The sequence below is a fragment of the Vibrio sp. ABH4_348 genome, assembly GCF_056159765.1.
The window spans coordinates 1,315,678-1,327,712 of the sequence record NZ_JBSWVW010000001.1 but is presented as its reverse complement, the minus strand read 5'-3'; the positions used below and the strand labels follow the sequence as shown (position 1 = coordinate 1,327,712).

The window sequence follows — 12,035 nt, the reverse complement described above, 5'->3', positions numbered from 1 at the left end:
GCCTAACCAACACTATACTGAGCCGCTGTGCTGATTTAGCAATTGTGTCAAGGCTAACTGATCCAATGGCTTAGAAAACAGGTAACCTTGGTATTCGTCACATCCCTCATTTTTGAGCAGTGTTAGCTGCTCATCATTCTCTACCCCTTCTGCAATGACAACTTTATTCAAGTTGTGACCAATCTGAATTATGGTTCTCACCAACATATGATCGGTATGATCTGTGACGCAATCATCAACAAAGCTCTTGTCAATCTTGAGTACATCTATTGGTAATTTTTTCAGGTAGTTCAGAGAAGAATATGCAACGCCAAAATCATCCACCGCCACAGAGACACCTAAATCACGCAACTTTTGGCAAGTGTTAACCACGTGTTCAGGCTGTAACATTAACGTTGATTCAGTGATCTCAATCTGCAGTAAATGGGCTGGAAGACGAATATCGTGTAACACTTCTTGTATAAAACGATACAGGTCATCATTGGCGAATTGCACGGGCGATACATTCACCGAAACGCAAACGGGCTGCTTGGCATCTGCCCAGGCTTTAGCTTGCATACACGCCTTTTCTATAACCCATCGGCCAATGGGAACAATCAGTGCGGTTTTTTCAGCAATAGGGATAAACTCGGCTGGTGAAATCACTCCCAATAACGGATGAGGCCAACGGATTAGAGCCTCTGCGCCTATAATTTCACCATTTGCCATTGACACTTTGGGTTGGTAGTTAAGCAAAAACTGTGACTCTTTGATCGCGGTTTTTAATTCCATTTCAATCTGGTGCTGGCGAATGGTTTCATCGAGCAATTGGTCGTCATACCACTGAGTCGTGTTTGCACCTTTTGCTCTTGCATTGTAGAGCGCGACATCAGCATTTTTACCCCAGAGTTCTTTGTTTCCACCCGCATCCTTTAACAGCGCAATTCCCATGCTAAAGTTGATTCGATGCGATGTTGCGTCAATTACGTAGACATTATCCGCTTGGTCACGCAACTCAGATAAAATCTGCTCGATCTTGGGCTCAATTGCACCTGCACTTTTCACTAATAGAATGAATTCATCGCCTCCTAAGCGATAGAAAGTCGCCAAATCTAGCGTTTTTTCTTGGATACGTTGGGCAAATGCGTACAACAGTTTGTCGCCGTTGGCATACCCCAAACTATCGTTGACGTTTCTAAAATCATTGAGGCCAAGTTGCAGAACGCCATATTCGTACTTTGAAGCATCATCAATTTGGGCAATTTGATCGTAAAATGCTTTGTTATTCGGAATTTGCGTAAGATAATCGGTGACGCTGTCACGACGATAAGCCGTCATCAGTTCTCTCATATTGGTCTGGAAGTACATCATGACAGTCGCAAATCCCGATATCACCAAAAGCTCAATTGCATCTTCAATAAACTCATCAAACTCTTCAGCTGGTAACGAATAGAGATACATCAGTACTAATGTGACCGCAGAAGTAAATGGCCATAAAGAACCGGGAAACAACACCAAAAAACATAATGGCAGCATGATGAAGTTTTCTTCTACTGCATCCAAAGGCAATGGAGTCACGATACCACCAATCAAAATAACCAACATTGCTGCGCAGGCTGTAATCACACGCAAGCGCTGATCTGACAGGAAAAAAGCGGTCAACATTAGGATTGGGAAAGTAATGTAAAAGTAATTTGGGTCAGGCTGGGCAATAAGAAGTGTATGAGAAATGGCGGCTACAGCAATGAAATACCCGAGGTAACAAGCGACGCGTATCTTATCAAAAATAGCGTAAAACCTTCTAGCACGTTGCATCCACTTACCTCAAACAGCACAAATAAAAAGACAACTAATTTGTTTTAATAGCGACCCCGTTATGGTTTTAGCCCACGACGGTATACACAGTATAGCGAACTGTCGTCATCTCGTTAAAAATACTGACTTTTTTATGATTTGTAACCTTGTCGAGTAACAAGTGTGTGACAATCAACGCGTTACGATGCAAATTGCAACTCTATAAACCTAACTCATCTGCAATCGATTGGATTTGCTCGAGATCCATGCGATGTACTTGAATCATTTGATTGACTTGGCTGAGACGAGAGCTTGCCGCGTCTTGTTGATCGCAAGAATCCTTGGTCACATCCCAGTCTGAACGGTCAAGATAGGCGGTGCAATCTCTTTCAAATTTTTCAAGTTGAGGAGTAAGCGCGGATTTCTCTTGCTCTAGCGCTTCTAGTTGTTGTTTGACTAACAACTCTCTTTGAAACAACTCGCGCGCTCGTGCAAACAGTAGCTCGTTTGATTCCGTTCTGCGCTCAAGTTGATGTTTGTCTGAATCTAACACTTCCAATCGACTGGCTAAGGTTTCAAGTTGGATTTTTAACGCTTCTTTTTCGGCTTGTGAAGCGATCAATTGCTGATTGAGTTCGATCAGTTTTTCTTCATACGCACTTTTTTGACCGTCTAGGGCCAATTGCATGTTCTCTATGGCCGTTTGATCGACTTTGGCTACTTGTTTTTCCATCGAGACTAGCCAATTTTTTTTGTCCTCTACTAATGTTTGATAACGAGTTTCCAATTCGTCGACCGTCATTTGCCATTTTTGTGTCGTACCATTGACGCCGAGAACAAATCCCAATCCCACTCCAAGCACACCTGCTAGCCCAATTAGCCATAGGCTTTTTTTGTCTTTTTCTTCAATAACAACCACGTCTTCATCATCGTGATTGTTTCCATGCTTAGAGTCTGCCATCTACGTTTTACCTAATTAACTCAAATACTACCAGGGATACCAAATAGGCAACAAAAGTAACGCCAATACCAGTGACAATCCACCGACGCACTTTTTCATTCGAGTTATATCTAAGCAATAAAAATGCCACTATTGCCAATGCGGCAATCAATCCAAGTCTGATCATTCTCTATCCTCAATAAGTTTTGGTTCGCGAACATTTTCACTCCGCTACGCGTGTAGTTAACGTGTTTAGTTAGCGCCTATATTTAAGTCGCATATTTGAGTCACATAGTTAAGCTGTCTCTGGATCAGCTAAACTATTGACTGCCCTTTACAGTTTTACGGGTTGTTCAATTAAAAGTTTAACACCCAACATCACCATAACAGCCCCTGTTACCCCCTCTAGACCTTGAGTAAAACGAGGTTTATTAAGTATTTGCTTAAACTGCTGCAGCAACAAAGCAAGACCACATTGCCAAATCATGGCGATCACAAAATGAATCAGCGCCATTAACATAGACTGCTGCAATGCGGATTGTTCAGGATTGATAAACTGAGGTAGAAAGGCCATGTAAAACACCGCCGTTTTAGGGTTAAGGATGTTAGACACAAAACCTTCGGTTAATGAACGGGTCATTTTAGTTTCTAGCTTTGATTCACTTCCGATGGCAAACGAAGCATGACGAAACTTTTTCAATGACACTACGCCTAAATAGATTAGGTAGAGCGCACCCGCGGATTTCACCAACATAAACGCTTGTGCGGAAGTAGCTAAAATGGCTGCGATACCCAAAGCAGAGAGCATCGCGTGGACAAACAGTCCGCTGCAGATACCAATACTGGTGATGGAACCATCTAAAAAGCCACCGCGTTGTGTATTTCGGATAACTAAAGCAGTATCTAACCCAGGAGTGACGGTTAGTAGGGTAATAGCGATGATAAACGCATAGAAATCGACGATCATTTTGTATCCTAATGTGGCTAGGCGCAGAAAATTCGAAAACGCTTCAAGACTTTAGTGATAAAATCACTGTCATCTTCACTGTACTTAAAAACACTCAGAATGGAAGAGTCATGACAAACTTTGAAAAGCTAATCAAGCATTACAACAAAATCAATCACTTTGACCATCTGGCAGCGATGAGTCACTGGGACATGTCGACCATGATGCCCGCTGGTGGCAGCGAATCGCGTTCAAAAGCACTCGCGGAGCTCTCTGTTCATATCCACAACTTACGCAGTGCCCCTGAGTTAGAGCACTGGCTGGGCGAAGCCGAGTCAGAATCATTGACTGACGCCGAAAGTGCCCAGTTACGTGAGATGCATCGTGATTGGCAACAGGCTAACCTCCTCCCTGAAGACTTGGTGCAAGCCAAATCTCTCGCAGGCTCCAAATGTGAACACGCGTGGCGTGAACAACGTGGCGAAAATGACTGGCACGGTTTTGCTAAAAATTGGGAAGAAGTAGTCAATCTATCCAAACAAGAAGCGCAGCTGCGAGCTGAGGCAAATGGTCTAACGCCGTATGACGCGATGCTTGATATTTACGAACCAGGTATGACGTCAGAAAAGCTTGATTCAATTTTTGGTCAAGTTAAGACTTGGTTGCCCGGACTGATTGATCAAGTTATTGAAAAACAGTCAAGTGCCAATATCATTTTGCCCGAGGGCCATTTCCCAGCTTCACAGCAGAAAGCATTAGGTCTAGAGGTGATGAAGCTCCTTAAATTCGATTTTAATCACGGCCGACTTGATGAAAGTGTTCATCCATTCTGCGGTGGTGTTCCGGAGGATGTCCGTCTAACTACCCGCTATGCAGAAGATGATTTTATTCAATCGCTAATGGGTACGGTGCACGAGACTGGACACGCTCGCTATGAGCAAGGTTTGCCAAAATCGATTGCCGGTACACCAGCTTCAGAAGCTCGCTCTATGGGAATTCATGAATCACAGTCGTTGTTTTTTGAAATGCAATTAGGACGAAGTGACCAGTTTATCCAACATCTCTCGCGTCTCGCTCAAAAGCACTTCCAAGGACACGATGAGAAACTGTTGTCAGCAGACAATTTCCAAGCTTTGTACACGCGAGTTGAAAAAGGCTTTATCCGTGTCGATGCGGATGAACTCACCTACCCTGCTCATGTTATCTTGCGTTACGAAATCGAAAAAGCATTAATCAATGGTGATATTAGCTTCAAAGATGTACCTGAGTTGTGGGATCAGAAAATGCAGCAGTACCTAGGATTGTCTACTCAGGGCAATTACAAAAATGGCTGCATGCAGGACATTCATTGGACTGACGGTGCATTCGGCTACTTCCCGAGCTACACACTAGGTGCAATGTATGCAGCTCAAATGATGGACAGCATGAAGAAAACAGTTGACGTTTCTGCGTCCATTTCTTCTGGTGACCTTACTCCTATTTTCACGTGGTTGGCTGAAAATATTTGGCAGCACGGCAGTCTAAAGACGACCCAACAGCTTATCACCGACGCAACGGGACAAGATCTTAACGCGAATTTCTTCGAACAACATTTACGTACTCGTTACCTGTAGTTCGAGTTCAATAGCTTTATCTTATAGGGTGAGTAACTCACTCACCCTACTTATTTCAAACTTGCAAATACATCCATCACAATCGGAAATGTTGATAGCGCCAACGCCCCACCCATTGCGTAGTTAAACCAACGGCGTTTTCTTGGCTCATTAAGCCACTTTTTCATTAACGCCCCAAATCCGACCCACACTCCGACACTGGGAAACGCGACGATCAAAAAAATCAGTGCCATCAGCAAAGCTTGTTCACCATAGTGAACACCTTCTGCAGTAAATGCGCTTAACGCCCCGACCGCAACCACCCACGCTTTGGCATTCACCCACTGAAATACCGCCCCATGAAAAAAGCTTAAAGGCTGGCTCTGTTCATTCGCGGTCACTTCCGACGTAGATGAAACGATAGACCATGACAGATAGAGTAAATACAAAGATCCAATCACTTTTAGCTGTAATTGTAATAACGGATACATAACAAAAACTTGCCCAAGTCCAAGACCAACTAACCAAAGCATCAGGGCAAAGCCGATACAAATTCCGGTTAATAAAGGAAGCGTTTTCTGAATGCCAAAGTTTAGCCCTGATGACATCGCAATTACGTTGTTGGGGCCTGGTGTTGCACTGGTTGCAAAAGCAAACAGAGCAACAGATACAAACCAATCCATAAGTATTCCTTTTCTATCCATCATTTCGGTAACTCAAACGTGTTTTTACGCAAGAGATGTGATTTACTCTTGCTATTCGTTCATCATAGTGAACAATTATGTTCATTATATCAAGATTAAGTTACAATATATGGAACAAATAAACACAAAACCTCCGATTGAACTGATTGCCAGGCGATTAGTAGAAATACGAGAATGCAAAGGACTAAGTCAGAGTGAATTGGCTCGACGCGCAGGAATTGGTAAGTCTACGTTATCCCAACTAGAGGCAGGTAAAGGAAACCCAAGTATTGAAACACTTTGGGCCTTGTGTTCGATCTTACAGATCGACTTCTCGGAGCTAATAAAAAAAGAAGAACCAGACTTTGTACTCATTCGATCAGGTCATGGTTCAAAAGTTTACTCTGAAGAAAGCGATTATCAGGCCGAATTTTTGTCAGCATGTCCTCCGGGGAGAAAAAGAGATATATATTTAATTGAACTAAAATCTGGTTGCCAAAAGTTTTCCGAGCCACACAGTAAAGGAACCATTGAGCATGTCTATATAATATCTGGTACGGCAAAAATAGGTAACAAACAAAACTCATATAAACTTGTTGAAGGTGACTATATTAAATATTCCGCCGACACTTCCCACTTTATTAAAGCAATAGATAACGACATTAAAGCACTATTAATAATAGAGAGTTAGTGAAATATAATTTGTCGAATATTCAGAACGAAAAAGCCCCGAGCGTACATTCTCGGGGCTTTGAAATAAGGAGTTTTAAAACGTTAAATTTAACTTTCTAAAGTGCGGCCAAGCTTAGAAAGTGTATTGTGCACGTACGTGAATACGACTTGCTTCAGTTTGCTCACCTTTAGTAGCAGAAGCATTTTGTAGAGCGCCCTCTACAGAGAAGTTGCTAGAGAATGTGTACTTAGCACCAACTTTAACCAGGTTAGCTTTAACTTCTTCGATAACGTCAGAATTAGCAGCTTCAGCGTTTTCGATAGAACCAAGCTGGTATGAACCGTATACAGTTACGTCATCGTTAAATTTGTAAGAAACTTTAGCACCAAAAGCATTACCTTCGGCTGTTTTAACGACAGCGCCTGCAGTGTGCTTGGTTAGACCAGAAGCAACTGAAAGTTCATTGATACCGTCGAAGTCAACGTAGTGAGCACCGAAAGTTAAGTCATTTAGTGTGTATTCACCACCAAAACCTACAGACTGAACGTCTTGACCATCTGTACCGTATGCAACGATTACATTGTAGTCGTCAGCAGTGTAAGATAGCGATGCAGCGTAGTTAGCGTAGTGAGTAGTTGTAGATGCCGCTGTAATATTCGTAGTAGCGTTAGAGCCTTGAGTAGCGCCTGCTACAACTTCTTTGGTTTCAGCAACAGCAGTGTGCTTTTCTTTAAGTGTTTCGTAGTTAGCAGAGAACTTGAACTCATCTACAGTCTTCTCGAAACGTACACCTTTGCCTTCTACGCCGTTTTTCTCGTAGTTTGCAATGTCGTTACCTAGACCAACGTGGCCTTTTGTCACTGCGAAAGAATCGCCAGTATCACCGAAAGAGAAAGTACCAACAGTAGCGTGCTCAAGCTTAAGAACGATATCGTCGAAGCTTACTGTTTTGCGGTCAACAGAAGAACCTGTGTTGATACCAAAAGAAGCGATAGCCTTGATTTCTTCGTTTACTTGGTGAGTACCTTTAAAGTTGATGTTAGCGTCAGTAGTAACGTGAGCGTCAACATCACTGTTAGATGCAGCCGCGTCAACGTTGTCAACGTGTGCACGCAACCAACCACCGAACTCAACAGAGTTAGTGTCAGTAGAGTAGATAACATCAGCATTTACAGCTGAAGTAGCTAGAACTGCTGCAGCAACTGCAGATAGTTTAACTAGTTTCATATTAAAATCCATCCTATAAAAAATAGTATTTATTTGTTTTTTTATATTTGCTCAGCTTATGTTGCCGAGCGGGATGAATTATAAAAATCGCTAACCACAAGTAAACACTAAAAAAAATGGATTAGTGCTTTTTATGACATATTCCACAGAATTTAAAAGACCGTTTCAAATCTATAAAACAACAAACTATTCACCCCAAAACAATGCATTTAGTTTCATTTTTTTGATCTCGTTTTAAGCAATCAATTAGCCTGATGAATACATACAGATCTTAAGCATATACTTAAAATCATAATGAAGAAGAATTATATGATTTTGTATCAATATGATGACAATGAGTGACAATACCTACCACTTATGTAACTAAATGTGACATAAGTAAGTAGTTCGTAAGCATTAGATGGAAAATTGGTCAAAAACCAAGCTCGTAATAACATTGGATCGAAAATCGATACGCTATATACCCAAAACAACCTTTGTACTGATTCATAATGATGGCTGCGGCAGACACAAGCTTGGTGCCAAGCTGAGTTTTTAGCCCTAATCTAAACTCCTCATTAGTACTTGGGGCTAATAAAGAGGCGCATAAAACTTTAAATGGCATTGAGTGAATATGTGATTGAATCGAGTGTCGCAAAAGCAGTCTATTTAAATACTAGCCAAATTGGATTTCAGTTGTGGCTTATAGCGACACAAAAAAACCGCTCGGTTGAGCGGTTTGAATAAAGTATAGGTTGAGAGAGGAGGTTTACTGTCCGTGTGGATAAGATTGGCAACCAAGCTTCATAGAAATTCTTGCCGCTGCCGCATGTAATTGCGCGATGTAATCTTCTTTTTTCTCTTCGGTAAAACGGATAGTTGGAAGGGAAACACTCATACCAGCTATAACACGATTAAAACGATCGTAGACTGGAACCGCCAAGCAACGAAGTCCTACTTCCTGTTCTTCGTTATCTTCACCAACTCCTTGAGATTTTACTAACGCCAATTCGTCCAACAACGAATCCACGTTTTCATGGGTTTTCTCTGTTGACTTGGTGAACTCAACATCAGCAAGCAGCTCACGAACTTCGGAATCTTCTCTTTCTGCAAGTAATACTTTACCTATTGCCGTTGAATAAAGCGGGTTGCGTCGACCGATACGAGATTGCATGCGAAGATTATATTTTGAATCAATCTTGTGGATATAAATGATGCTATCGCCGTCCAACGCACCAAGGTGCAAAGCTTCCATTGTTTGGTCTGATATACGACGCATCTCTACGTCGGCTAAATCGACCAAATCGACATATTCAAGTGCAGTAGCTCCAAGTTCGAACAGTTTTAGCGTTAAAGAATAGTTCTCACTTTCGCCCTCTTGAGATACGAAGCCTAGCGTTTTCATGGTTTGCAAAAAACGATAGACCGTACTTTTAGACATCATCAAACGCTGGGCAAGCTCACTTATGCCAATGTCCTTTTGGGTACTCAAGGCTTGAAGAATTCCAAATGTCTTCAAAACCGATGAGACAGATTCAGGTTGTTTCCCGTTTGTCATTATTATTACCTATTAACTGCTCTGCGAGCTCACCTCAAGATGAGCACGTTTGAATGCGCGAAATATGCTGAGTTAGACTAGGCCGCATTCAAGAGTAAAAATCACTCAGACGTAAATTTAAAACAATGTTCTACTAAAAAAAAGGCTTGTTCCGTAAAAATTTGGTACAGCGCGAATTCTGACCAGCAAATCCGATTCTGAAGCTTCTAAATTAGTAATGAGAATCGTAACCAACACCCCTTGGATCAAGTCACTGACACGAGCTTAAGTGCGGTGTTCTAGTTCTACATCGGTGTGTATTCTATGCAAACGATTGGTCTGAGAGCCAGTGTATAGGGTGATTCACTTCAAGTTATTTAAATATCATAAGTTTTAGATGTACCGCTTTGAGATCTAAGTTAGGTTTCGGCTAGAAATACGAAACGAGTCGAACTCACAAACGACGATTTATCTGAGTACCAATTATTGAGATTGGGAATCCAATCTCCCTGAAAATTGGTAATTGGGCTATGTTGAGTCTCGAAACAAATCCCAGCGTAGTCACTATAGACACCACCGTCGCGGCTTTTGGTGTTTTGCAAATAGTTTCCGCTGTAAATGTGTACCACCGGCCTATCCGTATAAACTTCAAGAGTTAAATCTCGGTCTGTAGATACCAATTTCGCTGCAGGTTCGAGTTTGGATTTCAATTTAAAAGAATGATCGATTCCCTTAGTTTGCGCCGTCAGGCTGCTCCCTCTACTTAGATTCAACAATTTCAATGTTGAATAATCCAGCTCCGTTGATTGGCATTTGACCATTTGGCTGTCAGCCCAACCTTTCGAGTCTACTGGCCAACACTGCTTGCTATTAACCTGTAGCCGATGCTTATGGAGATCCGTCTGGTGTCGATCTAGGTTGAAGTATGCGTGATGCGTAAAACTCAAAGGCACTGGATTACTTGGAGTAGCGACATATTGAATCTCTAGCGCATTATCATCATTAAGCCGATAGCGAACTTGTACTAAAACCTTTGATTGGATTAGTCCTTGGTAAACCAGTTGCTCAATTTCAAATACAAGCTCATTTGTTTTGTGAGAGACTAGATTCCAGCTTTGGAAACTCAATGCCCATTGTCCGCTGTGAAGTAAGGAATAGGCTTCATTGCAGGGAAGTGACTCCGCTTTATTATCTGCGACCACTATTCCTCGGGGAATTCTGCCAGCAAAGGGACCGACCACGGCCCCCATATAAGTTGGATTATTTTGGTAGTCTGAGGTTCGATTCAGTCCCAATACTACTTCTCGTCTCTCTCCAGTCGGCATCGAAATTTTAAGGCTAAGCAGCGTTGCTCCATATGACATGAACTTAGCTTCACTACCTAAATTGTTTTTTATTGAAACCGTTTTGAAAGAATCAATTTTCACTCCGTAATTACCTCTGCACCTTGTGACGGTTCAACAACAAAGGTATCAGCGACTAAATCAAATGCTTGTTTGTAGTACTTTTTCACTTCTAGAGCTAGCCATTCCACTTTATCATTTGGCACCAAGGCAACGACACAACCACCAAACCCTCCACCAGTCATTCTTGCAGCACCTTGATCTTGTAATGACTCATTGAGCCGTTCCACCAACCAATCCGTTTGTGTCACGGTAACTTGGTAATTGTCTCTAAGAGAGTTATGTGATTCTCGCATCAAGTCGAATGCTTGTGATAAATCCTGATTTTCAATTGCGTTTGTAAAATCAAGAACACGTTGGTTTTCCGAGATAACATGTAAGGCGCGTTTATATTCAATTTCTGATAACTGAACTTTGCAGTGATTAAGTGACTCAAGCGTCGCACTGCGCAGTGATGGCAGCGATAACTTACTGGCCGCCGACTGACATTGCTCTCTTCGAGAATTGTATTCACTATCAACCAGTCCACGCTTTACATTAGAGTTAATGATTAAGACGCTGTAGCCCTGCGGTAACATTACAGAGCGGTTGGAATAGTTAGCGCAGTCAATCAAAAGCGCGCTGTCCGTTTTACACTCAACGGACGCCAGTTGATCCATTAATCCGCATTGGCATCCTGCATAGTGATGCTCGGCACTCTGACCTATTTCGGCCAATTCAGTGTTGGTCTTCCGAAGTTGAAACAGTTCATTGACTGCTTTTGCCAGCGCTATTTCTAAACTGGCGGAAGAGCTCAGCCCTGCTCCTTGCGGAACATCACCCGAAAAAACAATGTCAAACCCAGAATCTAACTGAGTGCGTTTTATAAATTCACTTACTACGCCACGAATGTAATTACTCCAAGTCTTATCACTCTTAGTGATCGGTTTAGAGATTAAGAAATGGTCAGAATCATTGAGGTCTAATGCGACGGAATTCACTGTGCCGGTGTTATTTGGACTAATGCTTAGATATGTGGCAAAGGGAATAGCGCAAGGAAGCACAAAACCATCATTATAGTCAGTGTGCTCACCAATTAGATTGACCCTGCCTGGTGCTCGAACCACCATCGCTGGCGCTTGGTTAAACTTGTTTTTGTGATTGTTTACGACATGGTCTACGAGTGATTGATTCATTAATTTGGTCCTTACAGCTTGATCCATATAACAACAAGCTCAGCAATCTAATTTCAATCAAACGGCAATGCTTTGCGCCACCGACCAGTTTTCACTAAACCTAGTTT

General features: G+C 42.1%; 11 protein-coding genes. 2 read left to right on the top strand and 9 right to left on the bottom strand.

All coding sequences use genetic code 11. The features are described from left to right. Positions 1 to 12: 12 nt before the first annotated feature. The 4 genes from ACXAFJ_RS05910 to ACXAFJ_RS05895 all read right to left on the bottom strand — a co-directional run bounded on the left by ACXAFJ_RS05910 (position 13) and on the right by ACXAFJ_RS05895 (position 3,680). Positions 13 to 1,794: a putative bifunctional diguanylate cyclase/phosphodiesterase gene (locus tag ACXAFJ_RS05910; protein WP_475322090.1), complete on the bottom strand. Its 1,782-nt coding sequence runs from the start codon at positions 1,792 to 1,794 to the stop codon at positions 13 to 15. Between the two features lie 199 nt (positions 1,795 to 1,993). Then, a complete protein-coding gene (locus ACXAFJ_RS05905; protein WP_475322088.1) occupies positions 1,994 to 2,734 on the bottom strand; it encodes a chromosome partitioning protein ParA in 741 nt (246 codons plus the stop codon). Between the two features lie 7 nt (positions 2,735 to 2,741). Continuing rightward, entirely contained in the window at positions 2,742 to 2,900 is a 159-nt protein-coding gene (locus ACXAFJ_RS05900; RefSeq protein WP_475322087.1) for a hypothetical protein, read from the bottom strand. A 147-nt stretch (positions 2,901 to 3,047) separates the two neighbouring features. Next, the gene (locus ACXAFJ_RS05895) at positions 3,048 to 3,680 is read right to left on the bottom strand and encodes a LysE family translocator (protein WP_475322086.1); all 633 of its coding nucleotides are present in this window, start codon (positions 3,678 to 3,680) and stop codon (positions 3,048 to 3,050) included. A gap of 110 nt (positions 3,681 to 3,790) precedes the next feature. Between ACXAFJ_RS05895 and ACXAFJ_RS05890 the strand changes: the two genes are divergently transcribed. Next, on the top strand, positions 3,791 to 5,272 hold the full coding sequence (locus ACXAFJ_RS05890) for a carboxypeptidase M32 (RefSeq protein ID WP_475322084.1): 1,482 nt from the start codon (positions 3,791 to 3,793) through the stop codon (positions 5,270 to 5,272). Between the two features lie 50 nt (positions 5,273 to 5,322). Here the strand turns inward: ACXAFJ_RS05890 and ACXAFJ_RS05885 are convergent, their stop codons facing one another. After that, positions 5,323 to 5,934: a LysE family translocator gene (locus ACXAFJ_RS05885; RefSeq protein WP_475322082.1), complete on the bottom strand. Its 612-nt coding sequence runs from the start codon at positions 5,932 to 5,934 to the stop codon at positions 5,323 to 5,325. Between the two features lie 130 nt (positions 5,935 to 6,064). Between ACXAFJ_RS05885 and ACXAFJ_RS05880 the strand changes: the two genes are divergently transcribed. Continuing rightward, positions 6,065 to 6,625: a helix-turn-helix domain-containing protein gene (locus ACXAFJ_RS05880; protein ID WP_475322081.1), complete on the top strand. Its 561-nt coding sequence runs from the start codon at positions 6,065 to 6,067 to the stop codon at positions 6,623 to 6,625. Between the two features lie 114 nt (positions 6,626 to 6,739). Here the strand turns inward: ACXAFJ_RS05880 and ACXAFJ_RS05875 are convergent, their stop codons facing one another. The 4 genes from ACXAFJ_RS05875 to galK form a co-directional block, all read right to left on the bottom strand. Then, entirely contained in the window at positions 6,740 to 7,834 is a 1,095-nt protein-coding gene (locus ACXAFJ_RS05875; RefSeq protein ID WP_475322080.1) for a porin, read from the bottom strand. 748 nt (positions 7,835 to 8,582) lie between these two features. Next, the gene (kdgR, locus tag ACXAFJ_RS05870) at positions 8,583 to 9,371 is read right to left on the bottom strand and encodes a DNA-binding transcriptional regulator KdgR (protein ID WP_475322078.1); all 789 of its coding nucleotides are present in this window, start codon (positions 9,369 to 9,371) and stop codon (positions 8,583 to 8,585) included. Positions 9,372 to 9,769: 398 nt separating this feature from the next. Continuing rightward, positions 9,770 to 10,777 carry a galactose-1-epimerase gene (locus ACXAFJ_RS05865; RefSeq protein WP_475322077.1) on the bottom strand — a complete coding sequence of 336 codons (1,008 nt, stop codon included), beginning with the start codon at positions 10,775 to 10,777 and terminating at the stop codon, positions 9,770 to 9,772. After that, positions 10,774 to 11,928, bottom strand: a complete 1,155-nt coding sequence (gene galK, locus ACXAFJ_RS05860; protein ID WP_475322075.1) for a galactokinase — start codon at positions 11,926 to 11,928, stop codon at positions 10,774 to 10,776. Before galK ends, ACXAFJ_RS05865 begins: the two co-directional genes overlap by 4 nt. Positions 11,929 to 12,035 lie beyond the last annotated feature (107 nt).

Excerpts from the sequence above, each read along its gene's own strand:
- ACXAFJ_RS05910 (WP_475322090.1), bottom strand. The coding sequence starts at position 1,794 with ATGCAACGTGCTAGAAGGTTTTACGCTATTTTTGATAAGATACGCGTC.
- ACXAFJ_RS05905 (WP_475322088.1), bottom strand. The coding sequence starts at position 2,734 with ATGGCAGACTCTAAGCATGGAAACAATCACGATGATGAAGACGTGGTT.
- ACXAFJ_RS05900 (WP_475322087.1), bottom strand. The coding sequence starts at position 2,900 with ATGATCAGACTTGGATTGATTGCCGCATTGGCAATAGTGGCATTTTTA.
- ACXAFJ_RS05895 (WP_475322086.1), bottom strand. The coding sequence starts at position 3,680 with ATGATCGTCGATTTCTATGCGTTTATCATCGCTATTACCCTACTAACC.
- ACXAFJ_RS05890 (WP_475322084.1), top strand. The coding sequence starts at position 3,791 with ATGACAAACTTTGAAAAGCTAATCAAGCATTACAACAAAATCAATCAC.
- ACXAFJ_RS05885 (WP_475322082.1), bottom strand. The coding sequence starts at position 5,934 with ATGGATTGGTTTGTATCTGTTGCTCTGTTTGCTTTTGCAACCAGTGCA.
- ACXAFJ_RS05880 (WP_475322081.1), top strand. The coding sequence starts at position 6,065 with ATGGAACAAATAAACACAAAACCTCCGATTGAACTGATTGCCAGGCGA.
- ACXAFJ_RS05875 (WP_475322080.1), bottom strand. The coding sequence starts at position 7,834 with ATGAAACTAGTTAAACTATCTGCAGTTGCTGCAGCAGTTCTAGCTACT.
- kdgR (WP_475322078.1), bottom strand. The coding sequence starts at position 9,371 with ATGACAAACGGGAAACAACCTGAATCTGTCTCATCGGTTTTGAAGACA.
- galK (WP_475322075.1), bottom strand. The coding sequence starts at position 11,928 with ATGAATCAATCACTCGTAGACCATGTCGTAAACAATCACAAAAACAAG.